This window comes from Pantoea nemavictus (assembly GCF_037479095.1).
GTDB lineage: Bacteria > Pseudomonadota > Gammaproteobacteria > Enterobacterales > Enterobacteriaceae > Pantoea > Pantoea nemavictus.
On sequence record NZ_JBBGZW010000002.1, the window covers coordinates 602,608 to 628,569 of the forward strand.

Genomic DNA, 25,962 nt, shown 5'->3' on the forward strand with positions numbered 1-25,962 from the left:
GAACACGAATAGTGAAATGCGAATGATTCATCGTATTCTGTTCGCACAGCTTAATCCACTTTTTGATATACGGAAAAAACCATGAACACCTTAACCTCCGCGCCATTAGCCCCGCTGCTGAACTACCTATTTGAGCTCGCCGATAATATGGCCCATCCCACTAATGAAGCGTTTAGAACGATGTCTGACGCAGAGCAAAATCGCCTGCTGCGTAGCAAAACTGATTACATCGAACTGTATGCTCACCTGAAAGATGTGCCGCTGGCGATATCGCGCGAAACCGGCAAGTTGCTCTATATGCTGGCGCGCAGCAGCAGAGCAAAAACGATCATCGAGTTTGGCACCTCGTTTGGTATTTCCACGCTGCACTTAGCTGCAGCGCTACGTGATAACGGCGGCGGTAACATCATCACCTGCGAATTCGAGCCGGGTAAAGTGGCTCTGGCGCGCAATCATTTTGCTGATGCCGGTGTCAGTGATCTGATTGAAGTGCGCGTGGGTGATGCGTTAGCCACCTTGAGCAGCGATTTACCTGCATCCATTGATATGCTGGTGCTGGACGGTGCGAAAGCGATCTATCCGGAGATTCTGGCGTTAGTGCAACCGTATTTGCGTCCTGGCGCGCTGATTGTCGCGGATGATGCCGACTTCAGCCCGGAATATCTCCAGCTGGTGCACGGCAGCGGCGAATTCATCTCGCTGCCGTTTAATGATGGCGTGGAAGTGTCAGTATGGTTGGGGAAGCCGTAGGGAGCCCGGCAAGCCTCCCGCAGAGGTAACGTATTAATTAAACCACGGCTGGAACGGGTCGGGGAGTTCTACCCAGCGATCCGGCCCAGACGCCATCTCGTCATCGGTTAACAGCGCATTTTCCAGCTTGTCGCGCAGCAACGCTTCATCCATATCGATACCGATAAATACCAGTTCCTGGCGCGCATCACCGCTACCATCAACCCAGTTATCGAGAATGTACTGCAGGTTTTCTTCGTCCTGTGGCCAGCGCTCTTTCGGCACGCTGGCCCACCACATCCCCGCTAAGCCCTGACGTGACACACCACCCGCTTGTGACCATGAACCGGCATGACGTGGACGACTGGCGAGCCAGAAATATCCTTTGGAGCGCACCACGCCGTTGAGCTCGTTTTCAATTACCTGGGAAAAACGCACTGGATGAAAAGGACGGCGCGCACGAAAGACAAAATTGTGAATGCCATACTCTTCGGTTTCCGGCGTGTGTTCGCCACGCAGCTCCTGCAGCCAGCCTGGCGCCTGCGCCGCAGCGTCAAAATCGAATAATCCGGTGTTGAGTACCTGGTCCAGCTCCACTTTGCCATATGCAGAGGTGATGATATTGGCGCGCGGGTTGAGTGAGGTCAGAATCGCCATCAGATGCTCCTTTTCTGCCTCGTTTATTAGATCCGTTTTATTCAGGATCAGCACGTCGCAGAATTCGATTTGATCGACCAGCAGATCCACCACCGTGCGCTCATCTTCTGCACCTAGCGACTCACCACGTGACTGAATACTTTCATTTGATTCATAGTCGCGCAGGAAATTGAAACCATCGACCACCGTCACCATGGTGTCGAGCGACGCCACTGCAGACAAACTCTGCCCTTCTTCATCGGCGAAGGTAAAGGTTTCGGCTACCGGCAGCGGTTCGGAAATCCCGGTGGATTCAATCACCAGGTTATCGAAACGCCCCTCCTTTGCCAGACGGTTCACCTCCAGCAGCAAATCTTCACGCAGCGTGCAGCAGATGCAGCCATTGCTCATTTCCACTAGCTTCTCGTCGGTACGCGATAGCTCCGCCCCGCCGTCGCGCACCAGCGCAGCATCAATATTCACCTCGGACATATCGTTGACGATCACCGCCACGCGAAGGCCTTCGCGGTTATTGAGAATGTGGTTGAGCAGCGTGGTTTTACCCGCGCCGAGGAAACCGGAAAGCACGGTGACCGGCAGTTTTTTGTATTCGCGGGATGGATGGTTTTTTGCAGACATGACAACTCCTTCAAAAGACAAAGTTCACAACATGGAAAGACAAAGGTGCTGATGTTTTCGTTATGTTATAACATAACAATTAATATTGTCATTGAGGAATGTGGGTTGATTGCGGATAGCCGCTATAAAACCAGAGTGGGAGAGGAAAGGTGCGCATTGTGCGCACCAGGCAAAAAAAGATTACTGATTGTTGGGGTAGCTCAAGTCAATCGCGTCATCCGGCAAGGTAGTGAAGGTTTTCACGAGGGTGCGGAAATCTGCAGTCGGTGTCAGGTCGGCAAACTGCTGCGGATAAAGATCTTTCGCCAGAATTTCCATGCCAATGATGTTGTACGGGTGATTATAGAAGTGGTGATAAACGCCATATACGCGCCCTTCTTTCACCGGTTCGATCTGCGCTAAACCGGTGCGCTTCAAAAGCGTCTGGAAGGTTGCTTTAACTTCTTGCGGCTGGACGCCATAACCAAACGGCAGCACGTTGGCATTCGGACGCTTAGAACCGGTCATGATGTAAACATCAGGTTTCATAGCGATGATCTTTTCCAGTGCCACAAACCCGGCATTACCCGGCAGCAACTCCGATCCAATATTCTTCCCGCCCACCGCTTCCACCAGTCCACCCCAGCCGTTGTGGCTGTGCGTGAAGCAGCAGTTATCGCTATTACCGGCGATCGGTTCGATGAAGACGGTCGGCTTGTTTTTCACTTCAGCCACGCCTTTGCTAATGCGTGCAAATTTTTGCTGGTAGAAATCTGTGTAGGCGGCAGCCTGGCTTTCGCGATTCAACACGTTACCCAGCAGCGTGACGCTCGGCGCAGTGTTCTGTGCCGGGTGCAGTTCGTAATCAACAAACACCACAGGAATATGCAGATTATTCAGGGTGCCGAGCACGCCAGACTGCTGTAACGCCGGTTTGGCGCGCAGCTGCGCAATCATCAGGTCCGGCTTCTGCGCCAGTACGCTTTCAAGGTCGACCTGGCCCTGATCGTTAAAGCCCATATCAACAATTTTGCTTGCTTGCGGCCAGCGCCCTTTCAGCACATTCCAGAATTGCGTGTCCTGCTTTTTCGGCAAGTTGTTCCACGCTACCACGCGCTTAAACGGATCGCCCCGATCGAGCAGCGCCAGCGTCAAGATGTCGCGCCCGTCCTGCAAGATGATGTGCTGCGGCTCTTTGCTGATAGTTTGCGTGTTGCCGTCCATATCGGTGACGGTGAGCGGATAGGTGGTGGCGGCAGCCGCCGTTGAAGCCAGTAACCCCATTGCCAAAAGCAGGCGCGTTTTCATGCCAAAACTCCGTGGTAAGAAGAATAGTTATTATTATCAATTACCTTAACACAACCTTAAGTGACGGAAATAAACGCCACTTCAATCAGTTGTAACGGAGTTTTGCATTTGGCTGGCTAGGTGAAATCTGACAGCTTTTGCCCTGAAGTGATCAATTCCTGTAGCAGCATCTGACGCCGTTCCTGCGGCGTATCGCGACTAACCATAAAGCAGATCGCCGCCACCGCCTGGCCGCTGCGCGAACGGATAGGCGCCGCCATGCAGCAGGTGAAGCTCTCGGACAACCCTTCTGTCATGCAGTAGCCGAGTTTACCGGCATGATGGATTTCATCGAGAAACGCCTGTTTGTCGAGAATCTGACCGCTGGCCAGACGATAATCCTCTTCGGGGATCAGCTCCAGGATTGCGCTATCTGACCAATTACTTAGCAGCAAACGGCCCGTTGCCGTCCAGGTAATCGGCACGCGCACGCCAATATCAGAGGTGATTTTAAATGGATGCGCATTACTTTCAGAAAGTACCACGGTGTATTTGTTGCCTTCCAGCATACAGAGCTGAACGGTTTCACCGTGTCGCGCCACAATCTCCACCATCAGCTGATGTGCCCGGCGAATCAGATCATTTTGCGCCATATAATCCGCACCGTAGTAGTGCATCTCCCGGCCAAAAAACACCGCGCCCTCTGCATCCAGCTCAACTAAACCGGCTTCACTCAGCAGGCTGACTAATTCATAAATGCTGGATCGCGGCGCACCTGTCGCTTCGATCAGATCGCGCATTGACATCGGTTGGCGAGCGCTATGCAACTGCCGAAATATATCGATAACCCGGTCAACGCCGCGCGCCCGCGAGGGTTTTTCATCCGGCATACACTCACTCTCCTGTTGCACTGATACCAATAGTTAAGGCGATAAAAGAAAAACATCATACACCGTACACCTGCTTTTACCCATCCCGGATTAAATAAAAATTAATTATGACCACTTTATTAATGCGTTCAGTTTTGGGGCCTCATTATGGCGCATTGCATCTCTACGATTTTTATAAAATCACGATAGCCATCACACTATAATTTTTAATTCTTACTCACAGAGTTTTATTTTGCGATCCCGACGACATCACAAAAAATTAAATAGCCTTTCACATATTGCAAATGAAAACGTCCTGTGCAAATCTTGCCCTATCCGGTATTGCAGATAACAGTCTGGTATACCAGACAACACAGAATGCGCGTCCATGCGCAAAAAGGAGCAGCAGGGAATGACGATTAAACGTTATGGCGTTGAAGGCGGAACAGGAACCGGCGGGCAAAAATTACCGTTCGCTCGGGCAGTTGAGGCTGATGGCTGGCTCTATATCTCCGGCCAAACCCCGATGCGCGACGGTGAAGTGGTAGAAGGCGGCATCATCGAACAGACGCAGCTAGCCTTCGAGAACTGCCTGACCATCATGCGCGAAGCCGGTTACCGTGTAGAAGATGTGGTATACGTTACTGCCGTATTAACCGACGCACGCTATTTCAGTTCATTCAATAAAGTATTCAGTGAGATATTCAGTGGCAATCCGCCAGCGCGTATTTGTAGCGTGCAGGATTTGGTCGTCGACTGCAAAGTTGAAGTAGATATGAAATGTTTCCGCGCCGACCGTAAATAATTATTACCGTTAAATCAGGCTGGCGAAATTTTACTTTCCGCGCTCACACCAGGACAGCCTGTTATTAATTGATGCCTTTCTATTTTGCTGTTGAATAACGGCAATAAGCCGTCTCGTCAAAATTTTTTTAAGAGAGCATAGATATGAAAACAACATCGCTAAAAACAGGCGTCAAGGCGGTAGCCAGTGCGCTGGTATTACTGACTGTGGCGGGTTGTACGCCAACGGAAGAAAAAAAAGAAGCCGGTGCGGCACCGCAATCGGCCCTGCAAAGCGTATTGCAGCGTGGCACCTTGCGCGTGGGTGATTGCCTGAGCTTCGCACCGTTTGGTTTTTACGATAAAGACGGCAACCCGGATGGCTACGATGTTGACCTTGCCAAAGCGCTGGCCAAAGAGATGGGCGTGAAGCTGGAAATGGTCAATACCACCAGCGCCAACCGTATTCCTAATCTGCAAACCAATAAAGTGGATGTTGTGTTCTGTAATTTCACTCGCAATCTGGAGCGCGCCAAAGAGATTGGTTTCACTCATCCGTATGTGGTGGCCAGTGAAGCGATGCTGGTACGCAAAAATAGCGGCATTCAATCGGCCCACGACATGGGCGGCAAAACCATTGCCACAGTGAAAGGCTCGACCAACGGCGACGAAGTGCGCAACCTGGGTATCGACGTGAAGATTCAGGAATATGACTCATCGCAGGCGGCGATTCTCGCGGTGAAACAGGGCCAGGCCGATGCGATGATCGAGGATAACAACTTCCTCGCCTATCAGGCCAAGCTCGACCCCACCTTAACCGTCACCAACGAAGCGCTGGTGCCGCTGGAGTACAACGCTTTCGGCGTGAAACAGGGTGACCAGGTGTGGACCAACTATCTAAACGAATTCCTGTTTGAAATTAACGCCTCTGGCGAAAACGCTCAGCTGTATCAGAAATGGTTTGGTAACAAACCGGCCTACCCGCTGAATCCGCAATTTTGATGGCACGCGGTGCGGCAGTTGATGCTGCGCCGCCCCAAGGAGCAGAACCATGAGTTATCAATGGCTAACCCTGTGGCGCTATGCCGACACCTTCTTCGAAGCCGCATGGCTGACCCTTCAGGTGACGCTTCTGGCGTTCGGGCTGGCGGTCGTTCTCGGCTTGCTGTCTGCGCTGGCAAAATCGTCGCCGCTGGCGCCGCTGCGCTGGATCAGCCACTGCTATGTGGAGTTCATCCGTAATACACCGGTGCTATTGCAGATTTTCATCATCTTCTTTGGCCTGCCTTCGCTCGGCATCACCATGAGCGCCTTTACCGCAGGTGTACTGGCGCTGGGGATAAACGTCGGTGCGTATCTCTCCGAAACCTTCCGTGCGGGTATTCAGTCGGTGCCGAAAGGCCAGCTCGAAGCCGCATGGGTGCTGGGTATTCCGCGTCGTCAGGTGTTTCTCACCGTCGTGCTGCCACAGGCGGCCCGCGCGGTGTGGCCAGCCATCATCAACAACCTGATTCAACTACTGCTCGGCACCTCACTTTTGTCAGCGATTGCGCTGCCAGAACTGACCGGCACCGCCACGGTAATCAACGCACGGACGCTACTGTATATCCAAACCTTCAGCGTGGTTGCGCTGGTTTATCTGGTATTGAGTAATTTGTTCTCATGGTTGGGCACGGTTGCAGGACGGCGCATGTTCCACCCGCCGCTGGTGACACCAGTAAAAAAGTCCGCCTGGTGGTGGGCAAGAAAATGGCTGACTAATCCGATGAAGCGGGAGAACGCGCTATGAATGACCTCATTTTCAGTTCGTTACCGATTCTGTTGAAAGGATTGGGTATCACGCTACTGCTGTCCTTCGCCGCAATTATTGGCAGTACGCTACTCGGCCTACTGGCTGCGGTGCTGCGCACCAGCCGCTTGCCGGTTGCCAAACAAATCGCTGTTATCTACACCGAACTGTTTCGCGGTACGCCGGTGCTGATCACACTGATGTTCATCTACTTCGGTGTGGCCTATTTTGGCTATGACATCAACCTGTTTGCCGCCGGGATTCTGGGCCTGAGCATCTATCAAGGCGCGTATATCGCCGAAGTATTTCGTGCCGGCATTGAAGCGGTGCCGAAAGGCCAGTGGGAAGTGTCATGGATTCTTGGGCTGTCAAAGCGCCAGACGTTTATCAACGTCATCCTGCCGCAAACGCGCGGCATCGTGCTGCCGCCGCTGGCGGGTCAATATCTTTCGCTGATTAAAGACACCTCGATTGTCAGCATGATCGGCATGTCCGAACTGATGCATCAGGGCCAGGCGATTGTCGATCGTATCGGCCAGCCGGTGGTGGTTTATGGCCTGGTGGCCCTGCTCTATTTCGCCATCTGCTTCCCGCTTTCCCGTTGGGTACAACATCATCAAACCAGGAGCCAAATTTCATGAGCAAATCCGCCATTACGCTGAGCCGGATCACCAAATCTTTTGGCTCAACCCAGGTATTGAAAGAGATCAGCCTTGATGTTTCGCCGGGAGAAGTGCTGGTGCTGATTGGCGCCTCCGGTTCCGGCAAAAGTACCGTACTGCGTATTATGAGCGGGCTGGAAGTGGCCGACGGCGGCGAAGTTTGGGTTAACGCAGTGCCGCTGCACGAACGCAAGCGTGCCAGCGAAATCTGCGGTCACGTCGGCATGGTGTTCCAGCAGTTCAATCTCTTCCCGCATAAAACCGCGCTCGGCAACGTCACGCTGGCGCTGATCAAAGCGCAAAAGCTGTCAGAAGCCGAAGCCAACAAACGCGGAATGGCTGCGTTGACGCGCGTTGGGCTCGCTGAACGCGCGCATCACTATCCGGCACAACTCTCCGGCGGGCAGCAGCAGCGCGTAGCGATTGCCCGCGCGCTGGCGGTGGAGCCGAAAATCATGTTCTTCGATGAAGCCACCTCGGCATTGGATCCGGAATTGGTGGGTGAAGTGATGGAAGTGATGCGCAGCCTGGCGCGCGAAGGCATGACGATGGTGGTGGTCACGCACGAAATGGGCTTTGCGCGTAAAACCGCCGACCGCGTGGTGTTTATGGATCAAGGCGTGATTGCTGAACAGGGTTCGCCCGAGCAGATTTTCGTTAATCCGCAGAATCCGCGCACCCAGCAGTTTTTGTCCCGCGTACTTGAGCATTAAGGAGGAGCTATGTCGATTCGTTTTCCACTGCAGGCAGAAGGTTTGCTCGATGCACAACAGCCCGCCCCCCGTTTTAAATCGGTAGCCGGCGCCGGCGATACGCCGCTGGCTCTCGGTACAGCGGTGCTGAGCAGCGATGCGGTATTTTCTCCGCTGATGATCATGAAGCAGTCAGCGCTGGAGAATAATCTGCGTCAGCTGGCGGCCTTCTGCCGCGAAAACGGTGTGCTGCTGGCTGCACACGGTAAAACCTCGATGTCTCCGGCCATTCTGCGCCGCGCTATCACCGAAGGCGGCGCCTGGGGTTTGGGGGCGGCAACGCCGGCGCAGGTGCGTGCACTGCGGCAGTTCGGCATTCGAAATGTGTTTCTTGCCAATCAATTGGTCGATCCGGCGGGCATTCGCTGGATCGCGCAGTGGCAACAGCAGCATCCCGATCACGGCTTCCTCTGCTACGTCGATTCACTGCAAGGCGTGAAACTACTGGCGCAGCATCTCGGCGAAAGCCAGATTTCGGTGCTGCTGGAGATGTCAGTCAGCGGCGGGCGTACCGGTTGCCGTTCCCCGCAGGACGCGGTAGCGATCGCAAAAGCCATCGCCGCCTGCCCTGCGCTCAAGCTGGTTGGCGTAGCCGGTTATGAAGGCGCGCTGGGCGCAGGGCGCGATGCGGCAGGTATTCAGCGAGTAAAAGATTACTGCCAGATGATGATCGCTACTGCAGAACTGCTGGCCGAAAAGCAGCTATTTAGCAGCGATCATATTATTCTCAGCGCCGGTGGCGGTGCCTGGTTTGATGTGGTGACAGCGTGTTTTACTGCCGCCAAACTGCCGCTGCCGATGACGCCGCTGATTCGCTCCGGTGCTTATATGGCGCACGATAGCGGACTGTACGCACGCATTGCACCCTTTGCCCAGCCGGGCGCAAGCCATCATTTTGACGCTGCGCTCGAGATTTGGGGCCGCGTGTTATCACGTCCCGAACCGGGATTAGCCTTCGTGGATTTTGGTCGTCGCGATGTGCCTTTCGACCAGGATTTACCCAATCCTTTATGGATCCGGAATGCCGATGGCAGTGCACCGCGCGCGGCGACTCACCTGCGCATCAGCGACGTTAACGATCAACACGCGTATTTACTGCTGCCAGACGACGAAAAGCTGCAAGTCGGCGATTGGGTAGGCTGCGGTATTTCGCATCCGTGCACTGCCTTCGATAAATGGCGTTATCTGCCGCTGGTGGATGATGATTATTGCGTCACAGATTCACTGGAAACAGCATTTTGAGGAGATTGATCGGTAGTTAACCAGGTCGCCATGAATCGCCTGCTGCCGATCAGTTAAGCGCCGCATCAACACACCGCACATTGCGTAGCGGCGCGATTTATCGCGCAATGAATGGCGCCGCTACAATGTGTGCGCTCGGTAGGCGTTTTCATCTCTAACTGACAAGCATTACGCCATGAATGACGACCCTACGATAACGCAAGCTTTACCGCATCTTCAGCATGAATCAACGTGGTATCAAACAGCGGCACGCTGGCATCTTCGGGCTTCACCAACAGGGTGATTTCAGTGCATCCGAGAATGATGGCTTCGGCACCTTGCTCCACCAGCCCAGCGATAATCTCGCGATAACGCGCCCGCGATTCGTTGCGGATCACGCCAAGACACAGCTCCTGATAGATGATGTCGTGCACCACTTTGCGTTCTGCTGCTTCAGGCACCAACACCTCAATTCCCGACCGATGAAGCCGACCTTTGTAGAATTCCTGCTCCATGGTGAACGCTGTCGCCAGCAAACCCACCTTTTTCACACCAGCCTGCCGAATACGCTGCGCCGTAGCATCAGCGATATGCAGCAGCGGAATATTCACCGCATCTGTAATCTGCTGCGCCACTTTGTGCATAGTATTGGTGCAAAGCACGATGAATTCCGCCCCGCCCTTCTCAAGGCTAATGGCGGCAGCTGCCAGAATTTCACCCGCCTTTTGCCATTCACCCGCGGCCTGCAACTTTTCGATCTCATGGAAATCGACGCTGTACATCAGGCTGCGTGCAGAGTGCAAACCGCCCAACTGCTGTTTCACCTGTTCATTGATAATGCGGTAATAGAGCGCGGTAGATTCCCAGCTCATCCCGCCAATTAATCCGATCACTTTCATCTGCTTAACTCCGTTTTAAACATCCTGTTCAGCACTGTACGGGATTTCCGGCCAGCGCGCTGAGGGAAACAGCGATAGGCGGATATTGAACAGGTGGAACATCGGCGCAAACAGCGAATTCTCCTGCATTGCCGCCGCCTCCAGCCGCAGTAGCAGCGTATTCAATTCCGCCAGTAATTCTGGTTGTGGCACGCTTTGTAACGACTTCAGCCGACGTTTAAGAAACTGGCTTAATTCATGAAACATCGCCGCACTCTCAATGTGATGCGCAAGTAATAGCTCGCGATGACGTGTGTAATAGTCATAGCAATTCGCGCCCAACCAGGCTTCAGCAATCAGATTGCCACCAGAGACCAGCTCCGGTACTGGATCGACACGTTTACGCGGCAGGATAATGTTCACCTTATCCAGCGTGCGCGAGACAAACTGCTGGCGCGCCGTCAACGTGACGCTATTCAGACGTACCGTGGCGATAAAGTGCAGCAGCTCGCGTATACCTTTGCGCACCGCGCGTTTAGCGGTCCATGACGGACGCTTGTTGCGGATCAGCGCCGTAATCACCACCGCGAAAGCAATGCCCACCAGCGTCGAGAGAATAGCGTTCACTATAAGCTGTAAATCGGGTTTGAAATTGTGGCTCATGCCAATTAAGCCTGGAATTTGCGTGGCGACAATCAAACCAATCAGGTTGGTCGACGGATTGGCGATTACCAAGCCCAGCGCCAGCAAACCCGGCGCAAGGCAGATCACCAGCGCTTCGAAGGTGACCGCCTGCGGAATCAACAAGGTGATGTAGAGAAGGCTGATGACCACCGAGATCAACACGCCTTTAAGGAACAACTTCATCGGCGCAATCGGACTGTCCATTCCGGCAAAGAAGGAACAGAGCACGGCCGCCATCATCGGCGCGGTGGCCCCATCAACCCAGCCGCTACCAATCCAGAATACGCAGGTCACAAACGTGGCGATAAAGGCAGTAAACGACGACAGCAACAGCAATCCTTTATCAACATGTTTGTGCGCACGCGCCATTTTTCCGGCTTTCACCGCTGGCGTCCATTCACTCACGCGCTCGCTGACGCTTTGATAGGCATCGACAATGCGCACGAAATTGAGCAAGCGTTCCAGCAAACCCATCAGCAGAATGCTCTCCTCGCTGTTGAGTCGGCCCTCTTGCCACGCAAGTTTTAGCTGCTGTTGCGCACCAGTCAGCTTATCGCGCACCGGCAGCTGATCTTCGCCGTTCAGCCACAGCAAGAACTGCTGGAACACCTCGGCGATGTAGTCAGGAAAGTGGATTTGCTGCTGCGCCAGTAGATTCAGGCGCGATTCAATCGCCGTCAGCGTGGGAATAAAATATGACAGGTGCTGATACTGCACGCTGACTAAGCGCACCAGCCGCCGCGCCGCATCGCCTTCATAGACGCAATGGGTAATTAACGTTTCGACATTCAGCGGATAATTGGCCATCTGCACCAGAATATCCTCGCGCTCGACCGACTTATCGGCCGGCATCACCGTGACCAGTTCGCTGCACAGCTTGCGCGCGTTCTGATACCACAGGTTGACGCTCTGCTCTAACAAATTGCGCATTGAAACCGGCCAAAGCAGCCGATGCACCAGGCTGCTACAAATGATCGCCACGGTAATCTCCTCAATACGGGAAATCACCGTGTAGGTGATGGCCGAGGGCGACACCACATCCGGAAAGCCCATGATCGCCGCGCTATAGCCTGCCAGCATAAACACATAGCTTTTCGGCGTGCGGTCGTGCAGTGAAAGATAGAGGCAAACCGCCACCCACAGCGAGATACACAGGCTAAATAGCAGCGGATCCTGCACCGTAGCGGGATAGATCAACAGGGTAAAAAGCCCGCCCAGCACGGTGCCGAAGAAGCGGAAAATCGATTTCGATACTGTCGACCCCGAATAGAGCTGCGAGGCAACGTACACTGTAGTCAGTGACCAGGCCGGTTTATCGAGATTGAGTTCCAGAGCGATATAAAAAGCCAGAAAGGCAGCAAGACAGGTTTTGGCAGAGAACAGCACTGCGCTTCGTGAAAACCACTTCATAGAACAGGTAAGACCTTATGCAGGCAGCGGAATTACTTATCCTGACAGAAGCTTATCGCAATGGCATTTTGATTTGTTATACAAATTATTACCGTGCTAATTATATGGGCACCTATGGAAATATCTGTGCCCAATTGCGTTGGATACTGATTACAGTGAATGATCTGGATCACATAAAATCAGTTATAAGCGATCGAAATTAGTTATTTATTGGTTATATAAGGCCTTTGCTAAGGTGGCAAAAAAACCACGAGAGAATCATCATGAAAGTAAAACTTCCTGTCCTGAGCGCATTAGCCCTCAGCGTTGGCCTGCTCTCCGCACACGCCTTTGCCGCTAACCCAGAAACCGTCACTATTGGCTATCAAAAAGCCAATATCTTTGCCTTGCTGAAATATCGCGGCACGCTGGATGAAACCTTTAAAAAAGAAGGCATCAACATTCGTTGGGTAGAATTCCCGGCGGGTCCGCAGATGCTGGAAGGATTAAACGTTGGCAGCATTGATTTGGCCGCTACCGGCGATGCCCCACCCGCTTTCGCTCAGGCAGCCAAAGCCGATTTGATCTATCTCGGCCATTCACCAGCCAACCCTAAAACCGAAGCCATTGTGGTGCCAAAAGATTCATCGATTAAAACCGTTGCCGATTTAAAAGGTAAACGTGTTGGCCTGAATAAAGGCTCCGACGTGAACTATCTGCTGGTGAAAGCATTAGAAGATGCTGGACTGAATTATAAGGATGTCACGCCAGTGTATCTGCCGCCGGCTGATGCCCGCGCGGCGTTCCAGAAAGGTGCGATTGATGCATGGGTAATCTGGGATCCGTACCTCGCAGAAGTAGAAGCGAACGCCGATGCGCGTGAAATCCGCAACGCTGAAGGGTTAGTCCCACATTACACCTTCTATCTTGCCAGCCGTCCATTTGCCGAAGGCCATCCTGATACCGCGAAGCAAGTGGTGGATGAGCTCAGCAAACTCAGCGATTGGGCGAATAAGAATCAGGACGAAGCCGCTGCCATTCTATCGAAATCAACCGGCCTGGATAAAGCCATCTGGCAAACCACCATCAAACGTCTGCCCTACGGCGCTTCACGCATGACACCGCAGGTATTTGCTGAGCAGCAGGCATTAGCCGATACCTTTACGCGTGTAGGCTTGTTGCCGGTAAAAGTGGATGTACGCAGCGCAACCTGGTCGCTGGATAAGAAGTAAGTCATCACAAACTAGCTGGTCGCCGTGCAGTTATTTGACGAGGGTTTCGTAGGGTGCGCATTTATGCGCACCTACTTATATGACGTGCAGCCACTGCCTGGCGTCAGCGCGCTACACGTCACTGACCGAACGCACCGGTTCAGAAACCGGTAAGGTGTTTTCTAAAGGAAGAGAACTCATAACGCCTCACGTTGTTGTTTTGTAGTGCAGGAGAGGTTGTTATAAGCGTTTAATTTGTAGGGCAAAAACAACATTTATTGATATTAAATTACATATATATCAATAACATAATTAAAGTTAGGCAACAGAAATACCCGGACGCGCATGCCGAGTCCGGGTGGTAGAAATAAGAAAAAATTAGTCAGCAGAAACCGGCACCAGCACCCCTTTTACCAGCGGATCGTCGGTGGTTTTGAGCCATTGTTGAACGCGCGGATCGGAGAAGGCTTTTTTCAGTTTCACGATATTTTCCTGCTCCAGATACGGCGTACCAATCACCAGCTGCGAAGCGAAGGTACGCGGCGCAGGCGGGAAGAGAATACCTTTCTCGCGCGGTACCTTACCAGCATCGAACTGCGACACATAGCCAATCGCCGCATCTACCGAGTTCAGCGCGCGCGGCATGGTCAACAAATCCAGTTCCTTAAAGACAAAACCGTGTGGATTGCCGACGATATTCTTCAGCTTGGCGGTGCGCGGCTCCACGTTGGGATCGAGCGTGATTAAGCCCTGACGTGCCAGCAGCCATAATGCCTGGCCCTGATTAGCACCGTCATCCGGCACCACAACTGTCGCACCCTGCGGCAAATCGGCCACTGATTTGTAGCGATCGGAATAAATGCCAAACGCCCACTGGAACAGCGGTAATGCCGAAGTCAGCGCAAAGCCATTGGCATCCACCACTTGCTTCAGCCACCACTGATGCTGATACACCGTGGCGGCATACTGCCCTTCCGCCACCGCGCGGTCGGCCTGCACCGGATCCTGCACACCAACGGCTTCAAGTTTTAAGCCGTAATCCGGCGCAATATGCTCGCCAACGTATTCAATCAACTTCTGTTCGCCCGCCATTGCCGGCTCAAAATGCACTTTCAGCGTGCTGCCAAATACCACCGCCTGCGGCTGCTGGCTGCGCCAGAACCAACCGCCTGCCGCCAGTACAACGACCACTATAATCAGTAGCAGCCACGGCCAGCGCCGCGTTTTACGCAGTTCAAAATCTTGTGTTGTCATAATGAGGTCCCCTGAGGATGGCGTAATGCGGTAACCAGGCGGTCGCCGAGAAACTGGATGGTTTGAATTAAGGCGATCAGCACCACGATGGTGGCGATCATGATGTGGTTATCGAAGCGCTGATAGCCGTACACCACCGCCAGATAGCCAATACCGCCCGCGCCGATGGTGCCGGCAATGGCGGAGTACTCAATCATGGAGATCAAATTGAGCGTCACCGCCGCGATAATCGCCGGTAGCGCTTCGCTGAGCTGTGCCGAACGGATGATTTGCCAGCGCGAACCGCCGCATACCAGGCCGACCGCAGTCACTTCGCCAGGCAATTCGCGCAGCGCGTTATCCACCAGACGACCAAAGAACGGAATGCCTGCGGCAATCATCGGCACTACCGCTGCCGGAATGCCGATGGTGGTTCCGGTCAGCCAGAAGGTGAACGGGATGATGGCGGCCATTAACACCAGAAAGGGCAGCGAGCGGCCCATGTTGACGATCCAACTGAGTACGCGATGAATGCCGCGATGTGGAAACAGACCGCGCGGCGAGGTGTTAAACAGCACCACGCCTACTACGCCGCCGAACGTCACCACGAACAGCATCACAATGGCGACCATTAATGCCGTTTCACCGAGTGCGGGCAGCATCAATGCCGGGATTTCTGGCCACGGCGTATCCTGACTTATGACTGATACGCTCATACCGCTTCCCTCAGTGGTAACACGCTGCCCGAAACGCTGGCGATTAAGCCCAGTTGCTCTAATTGCGCCAGCAAACGCGCCAGAGGAACACGCTCATGCTGGAAGTGAATGCCCACCTGCAAGCGTCCGGCCTGCAGACCATTGACCTGCTCGACGTGCGCGCCGAGGAGATCAATACGCAAACCCAACTGCTGGCTGAGGCGTGATATCCAGTCGCTGGCAACTGCCACATCGGTACGATAGCTAAGCTGTAGTATCAGCTCGGCGTCGCCCGCTTGCGGCGTCAGCGGGAACAGGCGCTGACCCAGCACAGAATCCGGCTGTGCCAGCAGCTCTTTCACCACGCCATACCGCACAATTTGACCATCGCGAATTTCGGCGACCGCATCGGCTGCTTGTCTTACCGCGTCCATTTCATGGGTGATCAGGACAATCGCCAGCTTGTAGTCATCGCGCAGTTTTTTTAGCAGATCGAGGATGGTGACGGTGGCTTCAGGATCGAGGCCGGACGTGGCTTCATCGGCCAGCAACACCGAGGGACGCAACGCCAGCGCACGCGCAATGCCAATACGTTGACGTTGGCCGCCGGAGAGCTGACCGGGATAGGCTTGAGCTTTGTGGCTGAGGCCAACGCTCTCCAACAGTTCATTCACGCGCGCGGTGATGTCGCGTTCCACCACGCCGAGATAGTGCAGCGGCAGCGCGATGTTCTCCCACGCCGTTTTGCGTTGAAGCAGTGCGGAAGACTGGAACACCGTGCCGATTGAACGACGCGCCTGGCGCAACGCTTCGCCATCCAGCCGTGAGAGATCGCTGCCGTTAACGCGAATGCTGCCAGAATTCGGTTGCTCCAGCAGGCTGATGCATTTCGCCAGCGTCGATTTCCCCGCGCCGCTCGGCCCCACCACCGCAGTGATGTTGGCTTGCGGTACTTGCAGGCTGATAGCTTTCAGCACCTCGGTCACACGGCCGTCCGGCGCGCGGTAGTGCTTGCTTAGCTGATCTATCTCGATCATGAAACCTCCTGCGGCGTGGAGGTTTTGACGCGATAACCCGCGCCCGGATGCGGTGCCTGCAGCTGTGGACCGGCAGCAAATAACTTCTCGCGCAATGTGCCCTGCGCGTACTCTTTTTTGTAAACGCCGCGCTTCTGCAGTTCCGGGATCAGCAGCTCAACCACATCTTCAAAGGTTTCGTGCGTTATGGCGTAGGCGAAGTTGAAGCCATCGACGTCGGTATCCTCTATCCAGCCCTGCAACTCATCGGCGACGGTTTCTGCGCTGCCAACAATCAATGGGCCAAAGCCGCCGATGCCCACCCAATCCGCCAGCGCTTGCACCGTCCACTGACGATCGGGATCGGCGGTGGAGAAGGTTTCAACCGCCGATTGGATGGCGTTGGTGTGGATGTATTTCAGTACCTGATCCGGCTGATACTGACCGAAGTCGATGCCTGTCCAGCCCGATACCAGCGCCAGCGCGCCTTCGTAGCTCACCCAACTGGTGTACTCCTTCCACTTGGCCTGCGCCGCTAAGTCGGTTTCACCAACAATCACGGTTTGCAGATTGAAGATTTTAATACTGTAGGGATCGCGGCCAGCTTCCACCGCACGACGGCGAATATCGGCGACGGTTTTCTTCAGCAACACTTTCGACGGGGAAGCGACAAATACACATTCAGCGTGTTCTGCGGCAAACTGCTTACCACGGCTGGATGCACCAGCCTGGTACAACACGGGCGTCCGCTGCGGTGACGGTTCGCACAGATGAATGCCTGGCACGTTGAAGAAGGTACCCTGATGATTGATAGGATGGATTTTACGCGGGTCGCTGAAGATACGGCGTTCGCGGTCACGTAACACCGCATCCTGCTCCCAGCTGCCTTCGAGCAGCTTGTACACCACCTGCAGATACTCATCGGCATAATCGTAGCGGCTATCGTGATCGGTCTGCGCTTTGTGGCCAATATTGCGCGCACCGCTCTCCAGATAAGAGGTCACGATGTTCCAGCCAATGCGCCCTTTGGTCAGGTGATCGAGCGTGGATAAGCGGCGGGCAAATGGATAAGGATGTTCAAACGACAATGACGCCGTGAGACCAAAGCCGAGATGTTCGGTGACCAACGCCATCGGGGTGATGAGCGCCAGCGGATCATTAACCGGCACTTGCGTCGCCTGGCGAATGGCCGCATCGCCGTTGCCGTTCAGCACGTCGTAAACGCCGAGCACGTCTGCAATAAACAGACCGTCAAATTTGCCGCGCTCGAGCAGGCGTGCCAAATCCACCCAATATTCCAGATCTTTATACTGCCAGGAACGGTCACGCGGATGCGCCCACAGGCCCGGCGACTGGTGTCCGACACAGTTCATATCAAATGCGTTCAAGCGAATTTCACGTTGCGATGGCATAGCAATCTCCATAGCGAGGCCGTGATCGTGTTACGACCCGGCGTTCGTCAGTTAATTTTTAGGATGTTGAGAGATTAAAGCGCTGAAGGGGGACATCGCTCGACCTGAGCGATTTGCAGTTCTTCTAAAATGTTTTTCGCCACATCGGCGGCGTGATCGGCGACCTGCGGTAAGCCCATCAGTTCACCGAAGCGTGCACGGGCCGCCGGACCCACGACCCACAGACGCGCGTTTACCTCGCCTGAGCGGTTGAGTGCCTGCGACTGACTGTCGACATCAATACCGAAGCCCAGCCGATCGGGGCGCACCAAACCCAGCTGGCTGAGCGATTGCAGCAAAGGTTGGCTGGCGGTTAAGGCTTCATGGCCGGGGCCGGTGGTGACGATCAGATGATCGAGAAGGTGCGTTTGGCGATCGCCCTTGCGTGTGCGGAGTGTAATCTCCAGCTGCTTACCGCGCGCGTCAATAGCGGCCAGGCGCGCGGCCTGCACGCTAAGGCTACCTTGCTGCTGACGCTGGCGGATTACTGCGGAGACCTGCGGGGCGATACGGTAGCGATGCACATCCCACCACGAGCGCAAATGGCGGACAAAACGCTGCTGCTCGCGTAGCGGCAGCGATTGCCAGATGTCCTGACCTTGCACACGCACCTGATCCAACACGCGCTGCCAGGGTAACTGTTGTTGCGCTGCACGCGCAACTTCCGCGCGGATATGACGGAGCCAATGACGTGCGCTGGGCACATCCTGCGGAGCTAACGTCCATTCTGGCCAGTCACCGCTCAGGTTGTCACGCGAGAGCTGTCCACGGCGCGAGAAGGCGATAAGCGGACCACGATGCTGACGCGTTCCCAACGACGCCACCACGTCAGCCATACTTAAACCGGTGCCAATAATCGCTACCGATGCCGCCGGATCGATGGCATCTAACACGCCGTGCTGCCACGGATTGGCTATCAACGCCGGGTGCGCCGTAAAAGGCTGCAACGCACGCGGCAGCGACGGCGGCGGATGGCTGATTGCTAATGCCAGCACATCACCTCGCAGGGTAACACCGTTGCTGAGCAACAACTGCTGCCCTTCCCAGGCAATCGCGCTGGCCTGAATGTGGCGCAACGTGATGTGCGGATGCGCTTGCGCTGCTGCCGCAAACTGTTCTGCCAGATAGCGACCAAACATCCCACGCTGCGGATAGACCGCGCCATCAGCGCAATGCGCTACTGAATCCAGTGAACATTCAGGCTGAGCGCGATACCAGCGATCAAAGGCGCCCTGCTCTTCACCACTCAACTGCATGCGTGATGCAGGCACATTGATGCGGTGCGCAGGCTCCTGCGTGGAATAGGCAACGCCGCCGCCGAGATGATCGCGCGGTTCGACCACTGTAATCAGTAATTCGGATGACGAATGACGTGCGAGATGAATCGCCAACGCAGTACCGCTGAAGCCGCCACCCACAATAATTACCTGTGCCGTTGCCATCGCCTTCTCCTGCATTAGCTGGCGCTTGTCTGTTTTGACGGACGTTTGTCGCCACCAATGGTTTCACCAAACGGGCCGGTATTAATAGTGCGTTCACGCTGCTGCTGACCGTTAGCCAGTGGCAACAGCGGCAGCAGCAGTTCGGCTACGCGATGGGCCTCTTCCAGATGCGGATAACCCGACAGAATGAAGTTAGTAACGCCTAAAGCCTGATATTCACGGATGCGCTCCGCCACCTGCTCTGGGCTGCCAACCAGTGCAGTTCCGGCCCCACCGCGCACCAGCCCCACGCCCGCCCACAGATTGGGGGAGATGTAGAGATTATCGCGCGAGCCGTTGTGCAAGGCACTCATACGCGCCTGACCGGCGGAATCCATACGCGCAAAGATTTTCTGCGCCTGCGCGATGGTCTCTTCATCAAGATGCGCAATCAGTTTATCAGCCGCCGCCTGAGCCTCTTCTTCAGTCTCACGCACAATCACGTGTAAGCGGATGCCATATTCCAGTTTTCGTCCACGCTGTTCAGCACGTGCACGCACAACTTCCAGCTTCTCAGCAACCTGGGCTGGCGGTTCGCCCCAGGTAAGATAGGTATCGATTTGCTCAGCCGCCACATCAATTGCCGCTTCAGAGGAGCCGCCGAAATAGAGCGGTGGGCCATTTTCCTGTACCGGCGGGAACAGCACTTCCGCCCCTTCCACATGAATATGCTTCCCTTCGTAGTCCACTTTCTCACCGCGCATCAGGCGACTGTAGACATCAAGGAACTCTTTGGTGACCTCATAGCGTTCACTGTGGTTGAGGAAAATGCCGTCACCTTTGTTCTCAATCGGATCGCCTCCGGTCACCACGTTAATCAGCAAGCGGCCTTCGGATAGACGATCGAGCGTGGTTGCCATGCGCGCGGCGAGCGTTGGCGGCTGTAAGCCAGGACGCACCGCCACCAGATAGCGTAAGCGGCGGGTGATAGGCGCTAAGGCCGACGCAACCAGCCACGAATCCTCGCAGCTTTTGCCGGTAGGAATTAACACGCCGTAGAAGCCGAGATTGTCGGCGGCCAGCGCCACTTGCTGTAAGTAGGGTAAATCAACCGGGCGTCCACCTTCAGTGGTGCCAAGATACCGTCCATCGCCGTGTGTCGGTAAAAACCAGAAGACATTGATTTTATCGTTCGCGGAATCGGCCATTATGCTTTTCCTATATAACTTTATTAATAAATGATTATTTTGAAGTGTTTATTTAGTTATATAGCTCTTAGCAGGAAGCGTGCCAGGTCACTTTTTCGTACGAATCGCCGTATATCAGACTGTTAGCACTTAGACCCGATTTAATCACAGTCGCGTTTGCAACTCAGGCACAACAGCAATTGCTGCATATGCAACTGCTTATGCTTTTTTCATGGTGTTCTTAGTCTGCGTGAGCATTTAGCGTGGTGCTACGCTCGCTCAAGGATTCACTGCCATGTTAACGCCTTACGCCAACCTTAATGATTCTCCTCGCCTTGTCGATCCCGCTTCTCTGGCGTTCCAGTCGCTGCTGGATAAATTCGCCCCGACTGATGCCACAGTGCTGATTGTCGGCGAGACGGGAACCGGCAAAGAAGTGGTCGCGCGCTATCTTCACCATCACAGCCAGCGACGTCATGGCCCTTTTCTGGCCGTCAACTGCGGAGCACTGACCGAAAGCCTGGCTGAAGCCGAACTGTTTGGCCATGAGAAAGGCGCGTTTACCGGCGCGACTCAATCACATCCCGGCTGGTTCGAATCAGCGCAAGGCGGCACCTTGTTGCTGGATGAAATTGGAGAGCTGAGTCCATCGCTGCAAGTTAAATTGCTGCGCGTTTTACAGGAGCGTGAGATTACGCGAGTGGGTTCGCGCAAACCGATTAAGGTGGATGTGCGCGTGATTGCTGCCACGCATGTGGATCTGGCTCAGGCGATACGCGAGCGACGCTTCCGCGAAGATCTGTTTTATCGGTTAAATATTGCCGTGGTTCCTTTGCCGCCTTTGCGCCAGCGGCGTGACGATATTCCGCTGCTGGCACAACATTTCCTCGCCCTCTACGCACGAAGGCTGGGACGTCCCGCACGTCGACTCTCGCCTGATGCACTTGAAGCGCTGCTTGAGTACAGCTGGCCGGGCAATATCCGTGAACTGGAAAATACGCTACACAATGCCGTATTGCTTAGCCGCGAAGAAACGCTGACACCAGTTCAACTGCGACTTGCTGGTTACAGTGAACGCGGCTTCAACGACACCGCAGATTCCACGCTCGACAACTTTCTCAAGCAGCAGCTAAGTAATCAACCACAGCAGCTGTTTGACCGTGTCATCAACAGCCTGATTAATAATGCGCTGGAGATGACCGAACAGAATCAAACGCAGGCCGCTACGCTGCTGGGTATTAGTCGGCATACGTTACGTACGCATCTGGCAAATCAGGGTGTGATTAAAGGACGCCGCAAGGTCACGCTATCACCAACTGTGTCTGTTCCGCAGGGCACACAAGAGCGTGAACTACGTATTGGTTATCAGAAGTTCGGTAATCTTGGCGTGTTGAAAGCACGCCAGAGCCTTGAACACGGCTTTGCTCAGCAGGGCATTAATGTGGTGTGGAGTGAATTCCCGGCAGGGCCGCAACTGCTGTACGCGCTGCAAAATAATGAGATTGATTTTGGCACCACTGGCGAAGTGCCACCGATCTTCGCACAGGCCAACGGTAGCACAGTGACCTATATCGCCTGGGAACCTCCGGCGCCAAGCAGCGTAGGCATTGTGGTGCCACAAGATAGTGATATTCGCAGCGTCAGTGATCTACGCGGCAAACGCATTTCGGTTAATAAAGGTTCCAACGTTCACTGGTTATTGCTGCAATTACTAGAGGAAGCGGGAGTCGGTCTTGAGGAACTTAAAGTGGTTTACACTCCGCCAAAGTATCCCTTAACGGCCAGTGATTATCTGTCAGTTGATGCGTGGATGATGTGGGATCCACTGCTTAGCACGGCCGAAAGCAATCCAGAGCTGCGCATTTTAGTGAATGGTGAAGGGCGCGTGCGTAATCATCAGTTCTATCTGGCGCGACGTGATTACGTTGAGCAGCATGATGATATTCTCAGGCAGCTAGTTGAAACTTTGCAACAGACGGGATTATTTATTGATAGTCATCGTCACGAAGCTTCCGCTTTATTGGCGCTTGAACTAGGGATGGAAATCGCATCGGTTGAACGTGCACTGACGCGCCGCAGTCATAAAACCCGCGCCATGGCATTTGAAGTGATTAAAGAGCAGCAAATTATTGCTGACCGATTTTATGCGCTGGGGCTGATTAATAAACCTGTTCGCGTACGTGATGCAATCTGGCAGTTTTCATCAGCGTTATCACTGGTTGAGTAATTCTCACGGTTAAAGTTATCCACGCTTTCTGTGGATAAAGCATTGAATATCATCTGGCTAAACGTAATTCGGAAACGAGATTTCAGGCTAAATGAGCGTTATAAGCTGGCGATTTCACCCTGAAATTATTTGTATAAACCCTTTACATTCATATATATAACATTGAAATTCATTGGGCGAATAGCTGAAATTTCACCCTTCTTGCCGATAATTATCTCTTATTAATCTGGCTGCTGTTGTTTGAGCATGCAGCTGGTCAAATAGCCTGCAGTTAGTTAATAAGTACTGGTTAATCAGTTTGGGTAGCCGACATTGATTGGCTTGGAATAGCGGCGATTTCAGCCTGAAATTTCGTTGGCGACAACCTATTTTTCATACAGTTAGGGATGAAATTGGACTGGCGAAGGAAAGAAAAGGGCAAAAAAAACCGCCCGAGGGCGGCATTGCGATTATTGATTTAAATATTTGTTGAGCGTCTCGTTGATTACCCTGTCCAGCTCTTCCTGTAGCTCTTTCGACTGACGATTAAACTCATAGCTAAACATACGTCCACGCGTTTTCTTCCGCGCAAAGCGATCTTTGTCTGCAAAGCTCCACAGCGGGGTTGCGACGGTTTTGTCTTTGGTCGGCGATTGAATCAGCGTCTGGCTGCCGTTGCGCACCAGACGCAGAATGCCATTCTTCACTTCATCTTCTGCCAATCCATCGCGAGCGCATACGGTATCGACATCCATACCAATGGTATCGATCAACGCATCAACCGTTTGGCCGGTTTCCTGCAGTTTTTCGTAGGCCTGCAGCAGCGTTTTGTAATCCGGATAGGTTAATTCAGAGTGATTGGGGAATAACGTTACCAGCTCTAGCGGTACGCTGGCGGCCTGCAAAGCACGCGTCACTTTAGCCTGCGAAAGACCTTCGCTCTGCGCTATTTCCTTTTGCGACAAGCCACCGTCTTTCAGTGCCAGTAGACGCATGCCCACTTCGCGCAGATTATGCTCTCGCGCGGTTTGAATATCCTGAGCCAATCGGCGCGCTTCATCAGCGGTAATAGCGACTTCGGTAACCAACACATCAAGCCCGGTTTTGCAGTGCAGCGCCGCAGCACGACGACGGGAGCCGTCAAGGATTTCAATGCGGTCATCGCGCTTCACGCCAATTGCCGGGAAAAATTGCTGCAGTTTGATGGTGCGGATAATGTCGCGCAATGATTCCGGCGTCAGCCCTGACTGATCACGACCATTGGTTTCCATCTTGACGAAGGTTTTCTCTTCTATTTCCTTCGCCGTGATGTGTTCAAGCGTGAACAGCGCGCGCTTGCCGGTTGAAAGGATGAAGGTCTGAGAATGGCTATCCGCGCTCTCCTCAGTTTGCAAAGGTGTCTGGCTGAAGGTTCGGCCAATAGTGATTCTTTTTGCGCTCATAATAACCTCAGTTCAGGCGAATGAATTCAATACGATCAAATACGGCTTTGGCGAAATCTTCCGCCGCTGAACGCGCATTTTTTAAGGCCTCGGTGCTGCCCACATAGGTTGAGGGATTGGCTGAGATTACCGTGTCAAACGACTCACCACAGCGCTCAAAGCCATCCAGACGCGGTAACGCAGCATCCAGCATATCGCCGCCAAAAATCTCTTTTGCCAGGCTGTGGCACAGTTTGTGGTCGGCTTTATTGGAGAGCTTTGACATAAAACCGATATTGCCCTGTAAGCGGCAGGCTGCGCCTGACTCTTCAATGATGCCAATCAGCTCAGGCAAACGCGTCAGATACTTTAGCGTGGAGTGGAAATCCACCTGCGCGGGGGGCACCGGCGTCATCAGCAGGTCTGAAGCGGCAATGGCGTTCTTCAGGAAGGCATCCAGATGTGGGCCGCTGTCGATAAAGATGAAGTCATAATCTTTCTTCAGCTTGGCCACCACATTTTCATACAGGACCGCGTGAATATTCTGCTCCGGCAAGTGGGCAGCACAAAGCTCTTCCCAGCGCGAGGCAATAAAGGCGTCATCAATCGAAGCCGGCAGCACATCGACGCCGGGAATAATCGACGAAACGATAAACTCATTGAGCAATTCTTCACGGCTGACGTTTTGCAGCATAGCCTGGGCGGCTGTCGCTTCCACTAATCCCACTGAACGCTGATGATTCAGGAACATGGTGGCTGAAGATTGCGGGTCAAGATCGATGACCAGAATACGCAAATCTTCAAACAGCAAATGAGGATGCGCACGCAAAGCATGGGCAAGCGAGACAGTGGATACCGTTTTCGACACGCCGCCTTTCAGGTTACCCACAAACATTGTGAACGCTTCGGCGTGACGATCGCGATATTTGGGTACGCCGCGATGATGATAGATGTCGATGATGTTTTGAATCGACATCGCATACTTGGTAGAGCTTCCCGCCGCGCGTTTATCGAATGGATAGCCATTTTCCTCCATCTCATTCACCGCATAATCAACGCTCGCACGCGTCAATTTAGGCAGTTTGGCTAACGCCGCTTTCGCGTAAACCTGATAAAACGTGTTTTCACGCAACTCTTCTTTTTGTGCCTGAATCTGTTCGGTCAGGCTCATTAGCATGCGCTCTGAACGTTGTGCGACTTTCAAAACCTGCTTCTCATCGTTAGCCATACTTGCTCCACACATGTAGGATTTATGACTTTATACATAAATCCTGCACATGAGGCAAATATATCTCTTCTGCACAGGAACAATATGTTTTGCGAAATCACCTTGATTAAGATGGGCTTATCGCAAACGTTCACTGTAATCAGTGATCACATTTTAATCTTTCAGGTTATTTCGCTCAGAAATGAATCGCTGGTTCTTTCTTCGTTACGTAAAGATTCACTGTAATCAGCAACTGGATTCTTACTTTTGCTGCTTTAAAGAAAAGACAGAGGAGGGCGATTACGACTGAAATAGGCCAATCATTCACTGTAATCAGCAAAGGTTATCAGCTGAAAGCTAACGTTCACTGCAATCAGTAAAAGGTTTACTGTAATCAGTAATTCTCCGATAAAGATTCACTGTAATCAGGAGATCTCATTTGTTCTTTCCGTTCTGGAACATACGCTACGGTTTAACCTTGACCAACCGAGCGTTCACTGTAATCAGCACATTTGGATGGTAACGAGCTAAAGGCAGTAAACATTCACTGTAATCAGCAAAATGGCTTGAGCGCCATTCCAGCAAACATTCACTGTAATCAGTGGATAACCTCTTGG

General features: G+C 53.4%; 22 protein-coding genes. 9 read left to right on the forward strand and 13 right to left on the reverse strand.

From position 1 onward, the window contains the following. The first annotated feature begins 81 nt into the window (after positions 1–81). On the forward strand, positions 82–750 hold the full coding sequence (locus WH298_RS22415) for an O-methyltransferase (RefSeq protein ID WP_180824110.1): 669 nt from the start codon (positions 82–84) through the stop codon (positions 748–750). A gap of 33 nt (positions 751–783) precedes the next feature. Here the strand turns inward: WH298_RS22415 and zigA are convergent, their stop codons facing one another. From zigA to WH298_RS22430, 3 genes are all read right to left on the reverse strand, one after another. Then, positions 784–2,004 (reverse strand): zinc metallochaperone GTPase ZigA, encoded by a 1,221-nt coding sequence (zigA, locus tag WH298_RS22420; protein ID WP_180824111.1) that lies wholly within the window; start codon positions 2,002–2,004, stop codon positions 784–786. A gap of 180 nt (positions 2,005–2,184) precedes the next feature. Next, on the reverse strand, positions 2,185–3,291 hold the full coding sequence (locus WH298_RS22425) for an ABC transporter substrate-binding protein (RefSeq protein WP_180824112.1): 1,107 nt from the start codon (positions 3,289–3,291) through the stop codon (positions 2,185–2,187). Between the two features lie 116 nt (positions 3,292–3,407). Then, positions 3,408–4,160, reverse strand: a complete 753-nt coding sequence (locus WH298_RS22430; RefSeq protein WP_180824113.1) for an IclR family transcriptional regulator — start codon at positions 4,158–4,160, stop codon at positions 3,408–3,410. Between the two features lie 391 nt (positions 4,161–4,551). On the opposite strand from WH298_RS22430, the gene WH298_RS22435 reads away from it, so the two are divergent. From WH298_RS22435 to WH298_RS22460, 6 genes are all read left to right on the forward strand, one after another. Continuing rightward, positions 4,552–4,944 (forward strand): RidA family protein, encoded by a 393-nt coding sequence (locus WH298_RS22435; protein ID WP_180824114.1) that lies wholly within the window; start codon positions 4,552–4,554, stop codon positions 4,942–4,944. A gap of 143 nt (positions 4,945–5,087) precedes the next feature. Then, positions 5,088–5,924, forward strand: a complete 837-nt coding sequence (locus WH298_RS22440) for an ABC transporter substrate-binding protein (protein ID WP_180824115.1) — start codon at positions 5,088–5,090, stop codon at positions 5,922–5,924. Positions 5,925–5,973: 49 nt separating this feature from the next. Continuing rightward, positions 5,974–6,711: an amino acid ABC transporter permease gene (locus WH298_RS22445; RefSeq protein WP_180824116.1), complete on the forward strand. Its 738-nt coding sequence runs from the start codon at positions 5,974–5,976 to the stop codon at positions 6,709–6,711. Beyond that, positions 6,708–7,352, forward strand: a complete 645-nt coding sequence (locus WH298_RS22450; RefSeq protein ID WP_049853125.1) for an amino acid ABC transporter permease — start codon at positions 6,708–6,710, stop codon at positions 7,350–7,352. The genes WH298_RS22445 and WH298_RS22450 overlap by 4 nt, the downstream gene beginning before the upstream one ends. Next, the gene (locus tag WH298_RS22455) at positions 7,349–8,086 is read left to right on the forward strand and encodes an amino acid ABC transporter ATP-binding protein (protein ID WP_180824117.1); all 738 of its coding nucleotides are present in this window, start codon (positions 7,349–7,351) and stop codon (positions 8,084–8,086) included. Before WH298_RS22450 ends, WH298_RS22455 begins: the two co-directional genes overlap by 4 nt. A 9-nt stretch (positions 8,087–8,095) precedes the next feature. After that, positions 8,096–9,367 carry an alanine racemase gene (locus WH298_RS22460; protein WP_180824118.1) on the forward strand — a complete coding sequence of 424 codons (1,272 nt, stop codon included), beginning with the start codon at positions 8,096–8,098 and terminating at the stop codon, positions 9,365–9,367. Between the two features lie 188 nt (positions 9,368–9,555). Here WH298_RS22460 and WH298_RS22465 read toward each other — a convergent pair whose 3' ends face one another. Together WH298_RS22465 and WH298_RS22470 are read right to left on the reverse strand one after the other, a co-directional pair. Beyond that, a complete protein-coding gene (locus WH298_RS22465; protein WP_180824119.1) occupies positions 9,556–10,245 on the reverse strand; it encodes an aspartate/glutamate racemase family protein in 690 nt (229 codons plus the stop codon). A 15-nt stretch (positions 10,246–10,260) separates the two neighbouring features. Continuing rightward, on the reverse strand, positions 10,261–12,318 hold the full coding sequence (locus tag WH298_RS22470) for an FUSC family protein (RefSeq protein WP_180824120.1): 2,058 nt from the start codon (positions 12,316–12,318) through the stop codon (positions 10,261–10,263). Between the two features lie 263 nt (positions 12,319–12,581). Here WH298_RS22470 and WH298_RS22475 point away from each other — a divergent pair, with 263 nt between their 5' ends. Next, the gene (locus WH298_RS22475) at positions 12,582–13,529 is read left to right on the forward strand and encodes a sulfonate ABC transporter substrate-binding protein (RefSeq protein WP_180824121.1); all 948 of its coding nucleotides are present in this window, start codon (positions 12,582–12,584) and stop codon (positions 13,527–13,529) included. A gap of 357 nt (positions 13,530–13,886) precedes the next feature. Here WH298_RS22475 and WH298_RS22480 read toward each other — a convergent pair whose 3' ends face one another. From WH298_RS22480 to ssuD, 6 genes are all read right to left on the reverse strand, one after another. Then, positions 13,887–14,762 (reverse strand): MetQ/NlpA family ABC transporter substrate-binding protein, encoded by an 876-nt coding sequence (locus WH298_RS22480; protein WP_180824122.1) that lies wholly within the window; start codon positions 14,760–14,762, stop codon positions 13,887–13,889. Continuing rightward, complete coding sequence (locus WH298_RS22485; RefSeq protein ID WP_180824123.1) at positions 14,759–15,457, reverse strand: methionine ABC transporter permease; 699 nt, start codon at positions 15,455–15,457, stop codon at positions 14,759–14,761. Before WH298_RS22485 ends, WH298_RS22480 begins: the two co-directional genes overlap by 4 nt. After that, positions 15,454–16,473 (reverse strand): methionine ABC transporter ATP-binding protein, encoded by a 1,020-nt coding sequence (locus tag WH298_RS22490; RefSeq protein WP_180824124.1) that lies wholly within the window; start codon positions 16,471–16,473, stop codon positions 15,454–15,456. Before WH298_RS22490 ends, WH298_RS22485 begins: the two co-directional genes overlap by 4 nt. Then, positions 16,470–17,864, reverse strand: a complete 1,395-nt coding sequence (locus WH298_RS22495; RefSeq protein WP_180824125.1) for an LLM class flavin-dependent oxidoreductase — start codon at positions 17,862–17,864, stop codon at positions 16,470–16,472. Before WH298_RS22495 ends, WH298_RS22490 begins: the two co-directional genes overlap by 4 nt. A 74-nt stretch (positions 17,865–17,938) precedes the next feature. Beyond that, entirely contained in the window at positions 17,939–19,345 is a 1,407-nt protein-coding gene (locus WH298_RS22500; RefSeq protein WP_180824126.1) for an FAD/NAD(P)-binding protein, read from the reverse strand. A 14-nt stretch (positions 19,346–19,359) separates the two neighbouring features. Then, positions 19,360–20,532 (reverse strand): FMNH2-dependent alkanesulfonate monooxygenase, encoded by a 1,173-nt coding sequence (gene ssuD, locus WH298_RS22505; RefSeq protein WP_007886124.1) that lies wholly within the window; start codon positions 20,530–20,532, stop codon positions 19,360–19,362. Positions 20,533–20,806: 274 nt separating this feature from the next. Between ssuD and WH298_RS22510 the strand changes: the two genes are divergently transcribed. Next, a complete protein-coding gene (locus tag WH298_RS22510; protein ID WP_180824127.1) occupies positions 20,807–22,738 on the forward strand; it encodes a sigma-54-dependent Fis family transcriptional regulator in 1,932 nt (643 codons plus the stop codon). Positions 22,739–23,187: 449 nt separating this feature from the next. Here WH298_RS22510 and WH298_RS22515 read toward each other — a convergent pair whose 3' ends face one another. Both WH298_RS22515 and WH298_RS22520 read right to left on the reverse strand, forming a co-directional pair. Continuing rightward, complete coding sequence (locus WH298_RS22515) at positions 23,188–24,159, reverse strand: ParB family protein (RefSeq protein ID WP_180824128.1); 972 nt, start codon at positions 24,157–24,159, stop codon at positions 23,188–23,190. A 7-nt stretch (positions 24,160–24,166) separates the two neighbouring features. After that, a complete protein-coding gene (locus tag WH298_RS22520) occupies positions 24,167–25,366 on the reverse strand; it encodes an AAA family ATPase (RefSeq protein WP_007886111.1) in 1,200 nt (399 codons plus the stop codon). Between the last annotated feature and the right edge of the window lie 596 nt (positions 25,367–25,962).